This window comes from Embleya sp. NPDC050154 (genome assembly GCF_044460165.1).
Lineage (GTDB): Bacteria > Actinomycetota > Actinomycetes > Streptomycetales > Streptomycetaceae > Embleya.
In genome coordinates this window covers 133,818-152,298 of sequence record NZ_JBITJP010000013.1, presented here as the reverse complement: position 1 = coordinate 152,298, position 18,481 = coordinate 133,818, and the positions used below count along the sequence as shown (strand labels likewise).

2 protein-coding genes are annotated in these 18,481 nt (G+C 73.7%); both read right to left on the bottom strand.

The annotated features are described in order from the left end of the window. Positions 1-4: 4 nt before the first annotated feature. Positions 5-11,827 (bottom strand): SDR family NAD(P)-dependent oxidoreductase, encoded by an 11,823-nt coding sequence (locus tag ACIBSV_RS26630; protein WP_395867212.1) that lies wholly within the window; start codon positions 11,825-11,827, stop codon positions 5-7. 51 nt (positions 11,828-11,878) lie between these two features. Further along, entirely contained in the window at positions 11,879-18,478 is a 6,600-nt protein-coding gene (locus ACIBSV_RS26625) for an SDR family NAD(P)-dependent oxidoreductase (RefSeq protein ID WP_395867451.1), read from the bottom strand. Between the last annotated feature and the right edge of the window lie 3 nt (positions 18,479-18,481).

The following is an 18,481-nucleotide window of genomic DNA, read 5'->3' as shown; positions in this document are numbered from 1 at the left end:
TTCCTCAACCCCCGTGGCTGGCCGAATCGGCGTCCAGGGCGCCGAATTCGTCGTCGATGAGCGCGAACATCTCCGCCGCCGAGGCGGTGGTCAGTTCCGGACCGGTGCGAGCGTCGCCTTCCTCGTCGCCGCCGTCGTGCGGCGCGTCGCTCCACGTCCACAACAACTGCCGCAGGCGTTCGGCGATCAGCGCGCGTTCGTCCCCGGCGGGTCCCGCGGCCGCGGTGCCGGCCAGTGCCGCCTCCAGGCGGTCCAGCTCGGCCAGGACCGGCAGCACCGGACGATCGGTGTCCGGCACCAGCTCGGCGCGCAGCCAGTCGGCCAGCGCCGCGGGCGTCGGGTGATCGAAGATCAGCGTGGCCCGCAACCGCAGGCCCGCCGCCGCGCCGAGCCGATTGCGCAGTTCGACTCCGATCAGGGAGTCGAAGCCCAGTTCCTTGAACGAGCGGTCCGGGTCGACCGCGTCCGCCGAGGCGTGACCCAGCACCGCCGCCACGTGCTTGCGCACCAGGTCCGACACGGCGTGCGCGCGCTGCCCGACCGGCAATTCGGCCAGCAGCTCGCGCAGCGGTCGGGCCGCGTCGCCCTCCCGCGCCGCCCGCTTGGCCGGGGTTCGGACCAGGCCGTGCAGGATCGGCTGGAGCACCCCGTCCAGGGCCGCGGCCTGGAGCGCGGTGTGGTCCAGGCGCGCGGCCAGGACCGTGGCGTCGCTGTGGATCGCCGCGTCGAACAGGGCGAGTCCCTCGTCGTCGGACAGGCCGGCCACGCCCGCCCGGCCCAGCCGGGCCAGCTCGTTCGCGTCCAGTCCCCCGGTCAGCTCGCTGGCCGTCTCCCAGCGGCCCCACGCGATCGACGTCCCGGGCAGGCCCTCGGCCCGGCGCCGGGCCGCGAGTGCGTCCAGGAACGCGTTGGCCGCCGCGTAGTTCGCCTGTCCGGGGCCGCCGAGCAGACCGGCCGCCGACGAGAAGAGCACGAGGGCCGTCGGGCCGTCGCCGTGCTCGCGGGTCAGCGCGTCCAGATGCGCCGCCGCGTCCGCCTTGGGCCCGAAGACGCCGGCGATCCGCTCGGGCGTGAGCGACTCGACCAGGCCGTCGTCCAACGCGCCGGCCGCGTGCACCACCGCGTCGAACCGATGCCCGGCGAGCAGCCCGGCCACCGCGTCGCGGTCCGCGACGTCACAGGCCACGACGGCGACCCGGGCACCCGCCTCGACCAGTTCGTCGGCCAGTTCGCGGGCACCGGGTGCGTCCGGACCGCGGCGACTGGTGAGGACCAGGTCCAGCACACCGTGCCGGCGCACCAGGTGTCGGGCCACCAGCGCGCCGAGCGTGCCGGTGCCACCGGTGATCAGGACCCGGCTGTCCGGGCCCCACGTCGGCGCCGCATCCTCGTGCGCCGTGTCCGCCGCCGGCTCGTCCCGGGTGAGTCGGGGTACCCGCGGCGCGCCGTCGACGAGCGCGACATACGGCTCGCCGGTGGCCACCGCCGCCGCGAGTTGCGCGTCGGTCGGGCCTGTTGTGCCGCCCGCGGCCGGATTCTCCGGCTCGGCGTCGACCAGGACGAAGCGGTCCGGGTGTTCGGCCTGCGCCGACCGCACCAGCCCGAAGGCCGCCGCGAGTTCCGGATCGGCGTGCGCTCCCCGCCCGACCAGGACCAGCCGGGAGCCGCCGAAACGCTCGTCGGCCAGCCACGACTGCGCCAACGCCAGGGAGCGGAGCGTGGGTTCGTGGGCCCCCGGGTCGAGCGCCGCGGAACTCGACGTCGATGCGAACTCGTACACGACCAGGTCCGGGGCCACTGTGTCGAGCGTGTTCGGCAGTTCGCCGGCCGGGCCCAGTCGGAGCACGGTGGGCGCCGGGCCCTCGACCGGGTCGTCGGCCGGGATCCACCGCACGCGGTACAGCCCGTCCGCTCCGGCCGTGCCGGCGGACCGCAGCAGTTCCTCGGCCACCGGCCGGAACACCAGCGATCCGGCCGAGGCGATCGGGCGACCGCTCTCGTCGGCGACGTCGAGGGACACCGCGTCCGGCCCGGCCGACGCCAGGCGTACCCGCAGCGCCGAGGCGCCCGAGCCGTGGAGCGTGACCCCGGACCACATGAACGGCAGTCGAATGCCCGAATCGGGCGACGTCCGCTCGCCCTCGGCACGCAGGAAGACCGCGTGCAGTGCGGCATCCAGCAGCGCCGGATGCACCCCGAAGCCGGCCGCCGGCGTCTCCTCCGGCAGCGCCACCTCGGCGAACACCTCGTCGCCGCGCCGCCAGACCCGACGCAGTCCCTGGAAAACCGGGCCGTAGCCGTAGCCGCCGCGCAACAACCGGTCGTAGAACCCGTCCACATCCACCGGAACGGCACCCGTCGGCGGCCACACGGCCGCATCGGCGTCGGCGGATCGCCCCCTGTCGTCCTTGGCTTCGCGGGCGAGCACACCGGTGGCGTGCCGACGCCACTCGTCCTCGCCCGCTTCCGTGCCTCCCGCGTCCCCCGGCTCCTCCGCGCGGGAGTAGATCCCCAGTTGCCGATAGCCGGCCTCGTCGGGAGCCGAGACGGATACGTGCAGCCGCACCGCGCCGTCCTCGGTCAGCACGATCGGGGCCTCGACCACCAGTTCCTCGACCGACGCGCAGCCGACCTGGTCGGCGGCCCGAACGGCCAGGTCCACGAACGCCGTTCCGGGGACCAGGATCGCGCCGAGCACCGCGTGGTCGGCCAGCCAGGGATGGGTCCGCACCGAAAGTCGACCGGTGAACGCGAACCCGCCCGAGTCGGGCAGCGCGACCGCCGCACCCAGGAGCGCGTGTCCCGCGCTGCCGAGCCCGAGTCCGGCGACATCCGTGCTCGGCGACTCGACCGACTTCAGCCAGTAGTGCTCGTGCTGGAAGGCGTAGGTGGGCAGTTCGACGACACGAGCGCCGGTACCCGCGAAAGCCTGCGACCAGTCGACCTCCACGCCATGCGCGAACGCCTCGCCGAGCGAGGTCAGGAACCGATCGAGCCCGCCCTCGTTGCGCCGCAGCGACCCGAGCGTGACCGCGTCGGAGTCGGCGTCGTCGAGCGTGCCCTGCACGCCGACCGTGAGCACCGGATGCGCACTGGACTCGACGAACGCCCCGATCCCGTCCGCGAGCAGCGCCCGCGTCGCCAGATCGAACCGCACCGGCTCCCGCAGATTGCGGAACCAATACCCCGCGTCCAACCCCGCCGTATCCAACCGCTCACCCGTCACCGCCGAGTAGAACGGAACCACCGACGAACGCGGCACGATCGGAGCGAGAATCTCCAGAAGTTCGTCCCGCAGATCCTCCACATGCGTGGAGTGCGACGCGTAGTCCACCGGAATCCGCCGGGCCTCGACGCCGACCTCGGCGCCCAGCGCGGCGATCAGCTCCTCCAGCGCGTCCGGGTCACCCGATACGACCGTGGACGTCGGTCCGTTCACCGTCGCCACGCCGACCCGGCCGGCCCACCGACTCAGCCGTTCCTCGACCTCGGCGAGCGGCAACGGTACGGACACCATGCCGCCCCGCCCGGCCAGCGACCGCGCGATCGCCTGACTGCGCAAAGCCACCACGCGCGCCGCATCCGACAACGTCAGACCCCCGGCCACACACGCCGCCGCGATCTCACCCTGCGAATGACCCACCACCGCCGCCGGCACCACCCCGAACGACCGCCACAGCTCGGCCAACGACACCATCACCGCGAACAACACCGGCTGGACCACATCCACCCGGTCCAACGACGGCGCATCCACACCGCCCCGCAACACCTCGACCAGCGACCAGTCGACGAACTCCGCCAACGCCGCCTCACACTCCGCCACCCGCGCCGCGAACACCGGCGCGGCATCCAACAGTTCGGCCGCCATCCCGACCCACTGCGACCCCTGACCCGGAAACACCAGTGCCACGGCTCGGCCGGCCGCCGGGCCCGTGCCGACCGCGAGGTCGGAGAGACCGGCGAGCAGCGTGTCGCGGTCGGTGCCCACGACCACCGCGCGGTGGTCGAACACGGATCGGGTCCGTGCCAGTGACCAGCCGATGTCGATGGGCGTAGTGTCCGGGTGGGCGACCACGAACTCGCGCAGGCGCGCGGCCTGGTCGCGCAGTCCGGTCGCACTGCGCGCGGACAGCGGCCACGGGACGGCGGGCGTCGAGCCGGTCGGCTCCGCTTCGGACTTTTCCGCAGCGGGCTCGGGTTCGGCCTGTTCGAGGATCGCGTGCGCGTTCGTGCCGCTGATCCCGAACGAGGAGACGCCCGCGCGGCGGGGTGCGTCGCGCTCCGGCCACTCCCGCGCCTCGGTGAGCAGCGACACTGTCCCCGAGGACCAGTCGATGTGCGGGGAGGGCTCGTCCGCGTGCAGCGTCCGGGGCAGTGCGCCTCGACGCAGCGCCTCGACCATCTTGATCACACCCGCCACCCCGGCGGCGGCCTGCGCGTGCCCGATGTTCGACTTCAACGACCCCAGCCACAACGGGCGTTCCGCGTCGCGGTCGCGCCCGTACGTGGCCGACAACGCCTGCGCCTCGATCGGATCACCCAACGCCGTCCCGGTACCGTGCGCCTCCACCGCGTCCACGTCACCCGCCGACAACCGCGCATCCGCCAACGCGGCCTCGATCACCCGCTGCTGCGACGGACCGTTCGGCGCGGTCAACCCATTGCTCGCACCGTCCTGGTTGACCGCCGTACCGCGCACCACGGCCAGCACGCGGTGCCCGTTGCGCCGCGCGTCGGACAGCCGTTCCAGCACCAGCATGCCGACGCCCTCGGCGGAGCCGAAGCCGTCCGCGTCGGCGCCGAACGCCTTGCACCGGCCGTCCACCGCCAGTCCGCGCTGCTTGCTGAACGCGACGAACATGCCGGGGGCCGACATCACCGTCACTCCTCCGGCGAGTGCCATGGCGCACTCGTCGTGGCGCAGTGCCTGCACGGCCAGGTGCAGCGCGACCAGCGAGGACGAGCACGCGGTGTCGACCGTGATGGCCGGCCCCTCCAGACCGAAGGTGTAGGAGATCCGGCCGCTGATCACGGAGGCCGCGTTGCCGGTGAGCAGGTGGCCCTCCAGGCCGGTCGCGCCGTCGCCCGGCCGCCCCGCGTAGTCCTGCGCGATGGCACCGACGAAGACGCCGGTCCGGCTGCCCCGAACCGTGTCCGGATCGATTCCGGCCCGCTCGAACGCCTCCCACGACGTCTCCAGGAGCAGTCGCTGCTGCGGGTCCATCGCGAGCGCCTCGCGCGGCGAGATGCCGAAGAACGCCGCGTCGAACTCGCCCGCGTCGTGCAGGAATCCGCCCTGCCGGGTGTAGCTGGTGCCGGGATGCTCCGGGTCCGGGTCGTACAGCCCCGCCAGATCCCAGCCCCGGTCCTGCGGGAAACCGGTAATCGCGTCGCCACCCCGCGACACCAGGCGCCACAGGTCGTCCGGCGACGCCACGTCGCCGGGGAACCGGCAGCCCATCCCGACGATCGCGATCGGCTCGTGGTCCGACCCGGGTTCGGCGGCCGGCCGAGCCGGCGTGGGGTCTGCCGTCGTGTCGAAGAGCCGGTCGTGCAGGTACTGCGCCAGTACGGCCGGGGTGGGGTAGTCGAAGACCAGCGTGGCGGGCAGCCGCAGTCCGGTCGCGGCGTTGAGCCGGTTGCGCAGTTCGACCGCGGTGAGCGAGTCGAAGCCCAACTCCTTGAACGCCCGATCCTTGTCCACCGCGGCCGCCGACCCGTGCCCGAGCACGGTGGCGACCTGGACGCGGACGAGTTCGCGCAGCGCGTCGGCGCGTTCGGCCGCGGTGTTCCCGGCCAGTCGTTGGGCCAGTGCGGTGCCGCCGGCCGCGGGCCCTGCCGCGACGGTGCGACGCGTCCGGGTCCGGACCAGGCCGCGCAGCAGGTGCGGAGTCGCACTGGTGGCAGCCTCGCGCGGCGTCGACAGGTCCAGGCGGGTCGGCACGAGCGCGGGCTCGTCGAGCGCGAGCGCGGCATCGAGCAGGGCCAACCCCTGCTCGGTGGTCAGCGGGATCAGTCCGCCACGCGCCATCCGGCGCAGGTCGCCCTCGCTCAGGTGCCCGGTCATCCCGGTGGACTGGGCCCACAGGCCCCAGGCCAACGACACACCGGGCAACCCGCGCGCGTGCCGGCGCTCGGCCAGCGCGTCCAGGAAGGCGTTCGCCGCGGCGTAGTTGGCCTGCCCCGGACCGCCGAACGTGCCGGCGGCGGAGGAGAAGAGCACGAACATCGCCAGGTCCGCGTCCGCGGTCAGCTCGTCCAGGTGCACCGCCGCGTCGACCTTGGCACGGAAGACCGCGTCGATCCGGTCGGGCGTCAACGACTCGATCACGCCGTCGTCCAACACACCCGCCGCGTGCACCACGCCGGTCAACGGATGCTCCGGCGCAATCGCGGCCAGCACCTCGGCGAGCGCCGTCCGGTCGCCGACGTCGGCCGCCGCGAAGGCCACCTCCGCTCCCGACTCGCGCAGTTCCGCGGCGAGTTCGGCGGCGCCCGGTGCGTCCGCACCGCGCCGGGAAAGCAACAGGAGGTTTCGCGCGCCTTGTTCGGTCACCAGATGCCGGGCCAGCAGTCCGCCGAGTGCACCGCTCGCACCGGTGATCAGTACCGTGCCGTCGGGATCCGGGGTGCGTGGGACCCGCAGCACCAACTTGCCCACGTGGCGGGCCTCGCGCAGGTGCCGCATCGCGTCGGGCGCGCGGCGCAGGTCCCACGCGCTCGTCGGCAGCGGGTGCAAGGCGCCGCTCTCGCACAGCGCCAGGATCTCGGTGAGGATCTCGTGGATGCGGTCCGGCCCGGCATCGGCGACGAGGTCGAACGCGCGGTACGTCACCCCAGGCCGCTCGGCGGCCACCGCGTCCGCGTCTCGGATGTCGGTCTTGCCCATCTCCACGAACCGACCGCCGGGAGCGAGCAGTGCGAGCGATTCGTCCACGAACTCCCGGGCCAGCGAGTTCAACACGACATCGAAGCCGCGCCCGTCGCCCGCCGTCGCGAAGCGCTCGCCGAAGCCGACCGATCGGGACGAGGCCAAGCGTTCGTCGCCCAACCCGGTCGCGGCCCACTTCGCCGGACTCGCCGTACCCCAGATCTCGGCGCCGAGGTGGCGGGCCACCTGCACCGCCGCCATCCCGACACCACCGGCCGCCGCGTGCACCAACAACGACTCGCCCCGCCGCAGCCCGGCCAGATCCACCAGCCCGTAGTACGCCGTCGCGAACACCACCGGCACCGACGCCGCCTGCTCGAACGACCAACCCGTCGGCACCCGCACCACCATCCGGGCGTCGGCCACCGCGAGCGGCCCGAAGGCACCCGCGAACAGGCCCATCACCCGATCGCCCGGGGTCAGGTCGTGCACTCCGGGCCCGATCTCGACGACCACCCCGGCGCCTTCACTGCCCAACGACGCCTCGCCCGGATACATCCCGAGGGCGATCAGCACATCCCGGAAGTTCAGCCCGGCGGCCCGGACCGCCACCCGAACCTGACCGGCCGCCAACGGCTCCTCGCCGTCCCGGTCCGGGAGCAGGGCCAGTTCGGCCAGCGATCCATCGGCCGACGCGGCCAGCCGCCATCCGGCGACGTCGGTAGGCGGAAGCAGGGCGGTGGTCTCGGCGGCCCGGACCAGCCGGGGCGCGTACACCGTGCCGGCCCGGACCGCGAGTTGCGGTTCGTCCCCCGCGAGGGCGCCGTTCAGCACGTCCGACGGGATCGCCTCGCCGTCCAGGTCGAGCAGCACGATCCGCCCGGGATGCTCCGCCTGTGCCGACCGCACCAGCCCTCGGGCGGCGGCGACCGAGGGATCGGCGCCCGTCGTGGCGCCGCCCCGGGTGACCAGGACCAGCCGGGCATCGGCGAACCGCTCGTCGGCCACCCATCGCTGTACAAGGGCCAGTGCCCGACTCGTCGCCGCCCGCGCGGCCTGCGCCGGCTCGACGCCGGCGTCGTCCGCACCGAGGTCCACGAAAACCAGCTCCGGCACGGCCGCACCGTCGGCGAGCGCGGCGTCCGCGTCGGCCGCCGGCTCGAGACCGTCGAGACCGAGGTCCGTCTCGGAGACACCGAGGTGGACGCGACGACCGGCGGGGGTCGCGTCGGCGGCCGGCTCCAGCGGGATCCAGTCGGTGCGGAACAACGCGTCCCGGGTATTCACGGTGGGCCGGAGCCCGTCGGCGGCCACCGGACGGGCGACCAGCGAGGCGATCGAGGCCACCGGGTTGCCCGTCGCGTCGGCCACCAGCACGGAGACCGTGTCCGGTCCGGCCGCGGTCACCCGAACCCGAAGCGCGTCTGCCCCGGTCGCGTGCAGCACGACATCGGACCACGCGAACGGCAGCCGCACCTCGGCCGGCGCGCCGCCCGTCGTGCCGAGGAGCACGGCATGCAGCGCCGCGTCCAGGAGCGCGGGGTGCAGCCCGAAGTCGGCCGGCGAGACACCCTCCGGCAGGGTGACCTCGGCGAACACGTCCTCGCCCGCCCGCCAGGCCCGGCGCAGGCCCCGGAACACCGGCCCATAGCCCAGGCCCGCGTCCGCGAGGCCGGAGTACAGCCCGGACGTGTCGAGTTCCTCCGCACCGGCCGGCGGCCAAGTCGTCAGTCCCTGCACCGCCTCCGTCGCCGCCACGCCGAGTACGCCCGACGCGTGCCGCGTCCACGGCTCCTCGCTCCCGTCGGCGTCCTCGGGACGCGAGTACACGTCGAAGGTGCGCCGCCCGCTCTCGTCCGCCGCCGATGTGGCCAGGTGCACCTGTACGGCGCCGTGTTCGGGCAGGAGGAGTGGTGCCTCCAGGGTCAGTTCCTCCAGGGTCGGGCAGCCGACCCGGTCACCGGCCTGGATCGCCAGTTCGACGAACGCCGTTCCCGGCAGCAGTACCGTGCCGTGCACCGCGTGGTCGGCGAGCCACGGCTGGGTGCGCACCGACAGCCGGCCCGTGAGCAGGACTCCGCCGGACTCCGGCATCGAGATCGCCGCACCGAGCAGCGGGTGCCGAGGCGCGCCGAGCCCCAATTGCCGTGCGTCGGTCAACCCCTCGACGTTCGGCAGCCAGTAGTGCTCGTGCTGGAAGGCGTAGGTCGGCAGTTCGGCCGCGCGGACGGTCGTGGCGGTGAACGCCGGCGACCAGTCGACGTCCACACCGTTCACGAACGCCTCGCCGAGCGAGGTCAGGAACCGGTCCGGACCGCCCTCGTTGCGCCGCAGCGACCCGAGCGTGACCGCGTCGGAGTCGGCGTCGTCGAGCGTGCCCTGCACGCCGACCGTGAGCACCGGATGCGCACTGGACTCGACGAACGCCCCGATCCCGTCCACGAGCAGCGCCCGCGTCGCCAGATCGAACCGCACCGGCTCCCGCAGATTGCGGAACCAGTAGGCGGCATCCAATCCCGCCGTATCCAACCGCTCACCCGTCACCGCCGAGTAGAACGGAACCACCGACGAACGGGGCACGATCGGACCCAGAATCTCCAGGAGTTCGTCCCGCAGATCCTCCACATGGGTCGAGTGCGACGCGTAGTCCACCGGAATCCGTCGGGCGCGCACATCCTCGGCCTCGTACCCGGCAACCAGCTCGTCCAGCGCGTCGGGATCGCCGGAAACCACTGTCGACGCAGGCCCGTTCACGGCCGCGATGCCGATCCGACCGGCCCAGCCGGTCAGCCGCTCCTCGACTTCGCCGAGCGGCAGCGGCACCGAAACCATCCCACCCCGCCCGGCCAGTGACCGCGCGATCGCCTGACTGCGCAAAGCCACCACGCGCGCCGCATCCGACAACGTCAGACCCCCGGCCACACACGCCGCCGCGATCTCACCCTGCGAATGACCCACCACCGCCGCCGGCACCACCCCGAACGACCGCCACAGCTCGGCCAACGACACCATCACCGCGAACAACACCGGCTGGACCACATCCACCCGGTCCAACGACGGCGCCTGTGCGCCATCGCGCAGCACCTCGACCAGCGACCAGTCGACGAACTCCGCCAACGCCGCCTCACACTCCGCGATCCGCGCCGCGAACACCGGCGAGGCGTCCAACAGTTCGGCCGCCATCCCGACCCACTGCGACCCCTGACCCGGAAACACCAGCGCGACGGGGCGGCCGATGCCGCCACCGCCGCTCAGTACGCGCTCGTCGGTCGCCATGTCGGCGACCGACAAAGACTTCAGCCCGGCGACGAACTCGTCCCGCTCGACGCCGAGTATCACCGCCCGATGCTCGAACGCCGACCGCGACCGGGCGAGCGCGTGGCCCACCTCGGCGACCGACCGCTGCGATCCACCCGCGACGAACTCGGCCAGCCGCGCCGCCTGGTCGGTCAGCGCGCGCTCCGTGCGGCCCGATACGACCCACGGAATCGTCCTCCCGAAGGCACCGGCCGAGGCGTCGACCGCGTCCGGCGCCGGCCCTGCTTCGGGCTCTTCCTCCGCAGCCGGGGCCTGCTGGAGGATGGTGTGCGCGTTGGTGCCGCTCATGCCGAACGAGGACACGGCGGCCCGTCGGGGCCGGCCCGTCTCCGGCCAGGCCACCTGCTCCGCGAGCAGCGAGACCGCTCCCGTCGACCAGTCGACCCGGTCGGTGGGCCGGTCCACGTGCAGCGTCCTGGGCAACACGCCGTGTCGGAGGGCCTGGACCATCTTGATCACGCCGCCGACCCCGGCCGCCGCCTGGGTGTGGCCGACGTTCGACTTCAACGACCCCAGCCACAACGGGCGTTCCGCGTCGCGGTCGCGCCCGTACGTGGCCAACAGCGCCTGCGCCTCGATCGGATCACCCAACGCCGTCCCGGTACCGTGCGCCTCCACCGCGTCCACGTCACCCGCCGACAACCGCGCATCCGCCAACGCGGCCTCGATCACCCGCTGCTGCGACGGACCGTTCGGCGCGGTCAACCCGTTGCTCGCACCGTCCTGGTTGATCGCGGAGCCGCGGACGACGGCGAGCACCGTGCGGCCGTTGCGCCGGGCGTCGGACAGTCGCTCCAGGACCAGGATGCCGACGCCCTCGGCGGAGCCGAAGCCGTCCGCGTCGGCGGCGAACGCCTTGCACCGGCCGTCCGCGGACAGACCGCGCTGCCGGCTGAATCCCACGAAGGTGCTGGGCGTGGCCATCACGGTCGCGCCGCCGGCCAGGGCGAGCGCGCACTCGCCGTGCCGCAGCGCGCGCACCGCGAGGTGCAGCGCCACCAGCGACGACGAACAGGCCGTGTCCACGGTGACCGCCGGGCCCTCCAGGCCCAGCGTGTACGACAGCCGGCCCGAGGCGACGCTGGTGGCCCGGCCGGTGACCAGGAAGCCCTCCAGGTTCGCCGCCGTGGCCTCGTCCATCCGTACCGCGTAGTCCTGGAACATCGCGCCGATGTACGCGCCGGTGCCGCTCCCGCGGATCGACTCGGGGCGGATGCCGGCCCGCTCCAGGGCCTCCCAGGACGTCTCCAGGAGCAGTCGCTGCTGCGGGTCCATCGCGAGCGCCTCGCGCGGCGAGATACCGAAGAACGCCGCGTCGAACTCGCCCGCGTCGTGCAGGAATCCGCCCGTGCGAGCGTACGAGGTGCCGACGTGGTCCGGGTCGTCGTCGAACAGCGTCTCCAGGTCCCAACCGCGGTTGTCCGGGAAGCCGGTGATGCCGTCGCCGCCCTCGGCGACCAACCGCCACAGGTCCTCGGGCGAGGACACCCCGCCGGGGAATCGGCAGCCCATGCCGACGATCGCGATCGGCTCGTGGTCGCTCTCTTCCGCGGCGGCCAGCCGCCGGCGGGTCTCGCGCAGGTCGTTGGTGACCCGCTTGAGGTAGTCCCGCAGCTTCTCTTCGTTCGCGTTCGCCACCGTGCCGTCAACTCCCCTTCAGAACACGCGATTCGTACGTACGGGACCCGGTCAGGACACGCCGAGCTCGTTGTCGATCAGGTCGAACATCTCGTCGTCGCTGGCCGTGTCGACCTCGTCCCGGGCGACCGGGGCGTCCTCGGTCGCCGAGTCGGCGCCCTCGTTCCACTTCCACAGCAGCGCGCGCAGCCGCGCGGTGATCCTGGTGCGGTCCTGATCCGGCACCTCCACCTCGCCCAGGGCCGCGTCCACGCGGTCCAGTTCGGCCAGCAGCGTGGCCGCCGAGGTGGGGCCCGCCGCCGGCGCCAGTTCGGCGCCCAGGTGCGCGGCGAGCAGCGCCGGGGTGGGGTAGTCGAAGACCAGCGTTGCGGGCAGCCGCAGTCCGGTCGCGGCGTTGAGCCGGTTGCGCAGTTCGACCGCGGTGAGCGAGTCGAAGCCCAACTCCTTGAACGCCCGATCCTTGTCCACCGCGGCCGCCGACCCGTAGCCGAGCACGGCCGCCGCATGGGTGCGGGCCAACTCCACCAGCACCCGCTCCCGTTCGGCGGCGGGCAGGCCCGCGAGCCGATCCGCCACCGAGGACCGGCCTCCGCCGCTCGATCCGGCCCGCGCGGTACGCCGCGCCGACCCGGTGCCCAGCGCGCGGAGCAGGTGCGGGACGGCCTCCGGTGCCACCTCGCGCAGCGCGGCCGGTTCCAGCCGGGTGGGTACCAGTACCGGCTCGTCGACGAGCAGCGCGGCGTCGAACAGGGCCAGTCCCAGTTCCGTGGACAGCGGGATCAGTCCGCCGCGCGCCATCCGGCGCAGGTCGCCCTCGCTCAGGTGCCCGGTCATCGCGCTGGACTGGGCCCACAGACCCCAGGCCAACGACACACCGGGCAACCCGCGCGCCCGCCGACCGGCCGCCACCGCGTCCAGGAAGGCGTTCGCCGCAGCGTAGTTGCCCTGCCCCGGACCGCCGAACGTGCCGGCCGCGGAGGAGAACAGCACGAACATCGCCAGGTCCGCGTCCGCGGTCAACTCGTCCAGATGCACCGCCGCGTCCGCCTTGACCCGGAAGACCGCGTCCACCCGGTCGGGTGTCAGCGAACCGATCACCCCGTCGTCCAGGACGCCCGCCGCGTGCACGACGCCGGTCAGCGGATGCTCCGGGGAGATCCCGGCCAACACCTGGGCGAGCGCCGCCCGGTCGGTCGCGTCGGCCGCCGCGAATCGCACCGTCGCACCCGATTCGGCCAGTTCGGCGGCGAGTTCCCCGGCACCTGCCGCGTCCGCGCCGCGCCGAGACACCAACAGCAGGTGGCGCACGCCGCGTTCGGTCACCAGGTGCCGGGCCAGCAGTCCGCCCAGCACGCCGCTCGCACCGGTGATCAGCACCGTGCCGTCCGGGTTCACGGCCCGGGGCATGGTGAGTACGACCTTGCCCACGTTCTTGGCTTCGCGCAGGTAGCGGAAGGCGGTCGGGGCGCGGCGGATGTCCCACTCGACGATCGGCAGCGGGGTCAGCACGCCCTGCTCGAAGAGCGCGACGAGTTCACCGAGGATCTCGCCGACCCGGACCGGTCCGGCGTCGCCCACGAGGTCGAACGCGCGGTACGTCACCCCGGGCCGCTCGGCGGCCACCGCGTCGGCATCGCGGATGTCGGTCTTGCCCATCTCCACGAACCGACCGCCCGCCGCCAGCAATCCGAGCGACTCGTCGACGAACTCCCCGGCCAGCGAGTTCAGCACCACGTCGAAGCCGCGGCCGTTGCCCGCGCCCTCGAACCGCTGGCCGAAGCCCAGGGACCGCGACGACGCGAGGCGTTCCTCGGGCAGTCCGGTCGCCGCCCACTTGGCCGGGCTCGCGGTACCCCAGATCTCGACGCCGAGGTGGCGGGCCAACTGCACCGCCGCCATCCCGACGCCACCGGCCGCCGCGTGCACCAACAACGACTCACCCCGCCGCAGGCCGGCCAGATCCACCAGCCCGTAGTAGGCCGTCGCGTACACCACCGGGATCGACGCCGCCTGGGCGAACGACCAGTCGGCGGGCACCCGCACCACCATCCGTCCGTCGGCCACCACGATCGGGCCGAATCCGCCGGAGAACACGCCCATCACCCGGTCGCCCGGCGCGACGTGGGTCACCTCGGTGCCGATCTCGGTGACCACACCCGCGCCTTCGGCGCCCAGCAGCGCGTCGTCCCCGGGATACATGCCGAGCGCGACGAGCACGTCGCGGAAATTCAGTCCGGCCGCGCGCACCTCGATCCGCACCTCGTGCGCGGCCAGCGGCTCCCGCGCACGCGGCGCGGGCAGCAGCGCCAGGTCCTCCAGGGTGCCCTTGACCGGGATGTCCAGGCGCCAGGCACCGTCCGAGTTCGGCGGGATCAGTGCGTCCTCGGCCGCCGCGCGGGCCAGCCGGGACACCCGCACCCGCCCGGCGCGCACCGCGAACTGCGGTTCGTCGCTCGCCCGCAGGACCGGCAGGACGCGGACCGCGTCGGCGGCTTCGGCCAGGTCCAGCAGCACGAATCGGCCGGGCTGTTCGGTCTGGGCGGTGCGGATCAGGCCGCGCACCGCCGCGCCCACCGGATCGGTGTCCGCGCCCGCGCCGACCGGGACGGCACCTCGGGTGACCACGACGAGTCGGGACTGCGCGAAGCGTTCGTCGGCCAGCCACTCCTGGGCGACGCCGAGCGCGCGGTGGGTGGCGAGCCGGGCGGCGTCCGCGACGCTCACGCCCGACTCGCCGGCATACGGCGTCCCGGTCTCGCCGAAGGCGGCGAACAACACGAGGGCCGGCGGCTCCTGCTCCGCCGAGGTCGGCAGTTCGGCGAGCGAACCGATCGCGGTCGTCTGGACCCCCGCCTCCCGCAGCGCCGCGCTCAGCGGTCCGTCGGCGTTCTCCCCGAGAACCACCCAGGTCCCCTCCGCCGCACCGTCGTCCACGGCCGGTTCCCACTCCGGCCAGGTGGGTCGGAACAGGGCGTCCTGAGTCGCCCGTCCCGCGTCGCGCACCTGCTCGGCGGCAAGGGGTCGCAACACCAGCGACCCGACCGAGACGACCGGCGCACCGCCGGCGTCCACGGCCTCGACCGAGACCGCGTCCGCACCCGCGCCCTGCGGCGCCACCCGCACCCGCAGCGTGTCCGCACCCGTCGCGTGCAGCACGACCCCGGACCAGGAGAACGGCAGCCGCACCTCGGCCCGCTCCCCCGCGCCCAGCGCCACCGCGTGCAGGGCCGCGTCCAGCAGCGCCGGGTGGATGCCGAAATCGGCCGGCGAGACACCCTCCGGCAGGGACACCTCGGCGTACACCTCGTCGCCGACCCGCCAGGCCCGACGCAGCCCGCGAAACACCGGCCCGTAGCCCAGGCCCGCGTCCGCCAGGCTCGGGTACAGGTCCTCGACCGGCACCTCCGCCGCGCCCGCCGGCGGCCACTGCGCCGACGCACCACCGGCCGGCGCCGATCGTGCGCCGCCGAGCACCCCGGAGGCGTGCCGTGTCCACGGCTGCTCCGCCGGCGCCCGCTCGTCCGAGGCGTGCACGGTGAACGCCCGGCGACCCTCCTCGTCCGGTCCGCCCACGGTGAGCTGAAGCCGTACGCCGCCCTCGATCGGGATCACCAGCGGTGCGTGCAGGGTCAGTTCCTCGACCACACCGCAGCCGACCCGGTCGCCCGCCGCGATCGCCAGTTCGACGAACGCCGTACCGGGAAGGATCACCACGTCGTGCACGGCGTGGTCGAGCAACCACGGTCGGGTCCGTGTGGACAACCTGCCGGTGCACAGCAGTCCACCGGTCTCGGGCAGCGGTACGACCGCGCCCAGCAGCGGGTGCTCCGCCGACGCCAGCCCCAGCCCCGAGGCGTCCGAGGGGCCCGCGTCGCCGGCGTCCAGCCAGAAGTGTTGCCGCTGGAACGCGTACGTGGGCAGGTCGATGGGGTGCCCGGCGGCCTCGGGGAAGGCCGCGGTCCAGTCCACTCGGGCGCCGTGCACGTGCGCCTCGGCGACCGAATGCAAGAAGCGACCCAGGCCGCCCTCGTCGCGCCGCAGCGAGCCCAGCGCGACCCCCGAGCTCTCTCCGGCCTCGAGCGTCTCGCGCGCGCCGACGGTCAGCACGGGGTGCGGGCTCGCCTCGACGAAGATGTCGATGCCCTGCCGGGACAGCGTGTCCACGGCCTGCTCGAAGCGCACCGTCTCGCGCAGGTTCCGATACCAGTACTCGGCGTCCAGGCGCCCGGTGTGCAGCCAGTCGTCGAGCACCGTCGAGTAGAACGGGATCTCCGACTCGCGAGGCTCGATCGGGTCCAGTACGTCGAGCAGTTCCGCGCGCAGGTCCTCGACGTGCGCCGAGTGCGACGCGTAGTCCACCGGGATCCGCCGGATCCGGATCTCGGCCGCCTCGAAGTGCGCCATCAGCTCGTCCAGCGCGTCCGCGTCGCCCGAGACCACCGTGGACGCCGGACCGTTCACGGCGGCGACACCGATCCGGCCGTCCCACCGGGTCAGTTCCTCCTCGACCTCGGCGAGCGGCAGCGGTATGGACACCATGCCGCCGCGCCCGGCCAGCGACCGCGCGATCGCCTGACTGCGCAACGCCACCACGCGCGCCGCGTCCGACAACGTCAGCCCGCCCGCGACACACGCCGCCGCGATCTCACCCTGCGAATGACCCACCACCGCGGCCGGCACCACACCGAACGAGCGCCACACCCGCGCCAACGACACCATCACCGCGAACAACACCGGCTGGACCACATCCACCCGGTCCAACGACGGCGCACCCGCACCGCCCCGCAACACCTCGACCAGCGACCAGTCGACGAACTCCGCCAACGCCGCCTCACACTCCGCGATCCGCGCCGCGAACACGGGCGAGGTGTCGAGCAACTCCCGCGCCATGCCCTCCCATTGCGAGCCCTGGCCGGGAAACACCAGTGCCACGCCGACGTCCGCCGCCTCGCCCAGGGCCGTGCCCAGGACCACGTTCGGCGCGGGCATCGCCGGGTCGGCGGCGGCCAGCGATTCGAGTCCGGCGAGCAGGTCCTCGCGTTCGGGGCCCAGGATCACGGCGCGGTGCTCGAAGGCGGTTCGGGAGCCCGCGAGCGCGCGGCCGACCTCGGCGATCGACAGGTCCGGCCGGTCGGCCAGGAACTGTCGCAGTCGCGCCGCCTGCCCGCGCAGCGCGTCCGCGCCGCGCCCGGACAGGACCAGGGTGGCGTGGTCGTGCCGATCGCCGTCGACACCGGCACCGGACTCGATCGGTTCGGCCGGCGGCGCCTGTTCGAGGATGACGTGCGCGTTGGTGCCGCTGATCCCGAACGAGGACACTCCGGCACGGCGCGGGGCGTCCCGCTCCGGCCAGGCCACCGGCTCGGTCAGCAGGGACACCGCGCCCGTGGACCAGTCCACCTGGCGGGTCGGCCGGTCGATGTGCAGGCTCTTCGGCAGTACGCCGTGCCGCATCGCCTGGACCATCTTGATCACGCCGCCGACCCCGGCCGCCGCCTGGGTGTGACCGATGTTCGACTTCAACGAGCCCAGCCACAGCGGGCGTTCGGCGGTGTGCGCCCTCCCGTACGTGGCCAACAGGGCCTGCGCCTCGATCGGGTCGCCCAGCGCGGTCCCGGTGCCGTGCGCCTCGACCGCGTCGACGTCCGCGGCGGCCAGCCCGGCGTCCGCCAGCGCGGCCCGGATCACCCGCTGCTGGGCCGGGCCGTTGGGCGCGGTGAGGCCGTTGCTGGCGCCGTCCTGGTTGAGCGCGGTACCCCGGACCAGCGCGAGCACCCGATGGCCGTTGCGCTGTGCGTCGGAGAGCCGTTCCAGGAGCAGCATCCCGACGCCCTCGGCCCAGCCGGTGCCGTCCGCCGCCGCCGCGAACGACTTGCAGCGCCCGTCCGAGGACAGGCCGCGCTGGCGGCTGAACGCCACGAAGGTACCCGGGCTGGACATCACGGTGGCACCGCCGGCCAGGGCCAGCGTGCACTCGCCCCGGCGCAGCGCCTGGACCGCCAGGTGCAGGGTGACCAGCGAGGACGAGCACGCGGTGTCCACGGTGACCGCCGGGCCCTCCAGGCCCATCGTGTACGACACCCGGCCGGAGGCGACGCTGCCCGCGCTGCCGTTGCCCAGATAGCCCTCGACGTCCTCCGGTACCCGGCGCACCCGCGACGCGTAGTCGTGGTACATCAGCCCGGCGAAGATCCCGGTTCGGGTGCCCCGTACCGACTCGGGGTCGATCCCGGCCCGTTCGAACGCCTCCCAGGACGTCTCCAGGAGCAACCGCTGCTGCGGGTCCATCGCGAGCGCCTCGCGCGGCGAGATGCCGAAGAACGCCGCGTCGAACTCCAGGGCGTCGTGCAGGAATCCGCCCTCGCGGGCGTACGAGGTGCCGGCTCGCTCCGGGTCGTCGTCGAAGAGCGTGCCCAGGTCCCAGCCCCGGTCCTCGGGGAAGCCGGTGATGCCGTCGCCGCCCTCGGCGACCAGTCGCCACAGGTCCTCGGGCGAGCCCACGCCGCCCGGGTAGCGGCAGCTCATCCCGACGATCGCGATCGGCTCGCCGGCCGCGTCGGTCAGGTCCCGGTTCCGCTGCCGCAGTCGCTCGTTCTCCTTGAGCGAGGTCCGCAGCGCGTCGAGGACCCTCGTGTCCGTGTTCGTCATCAGGTG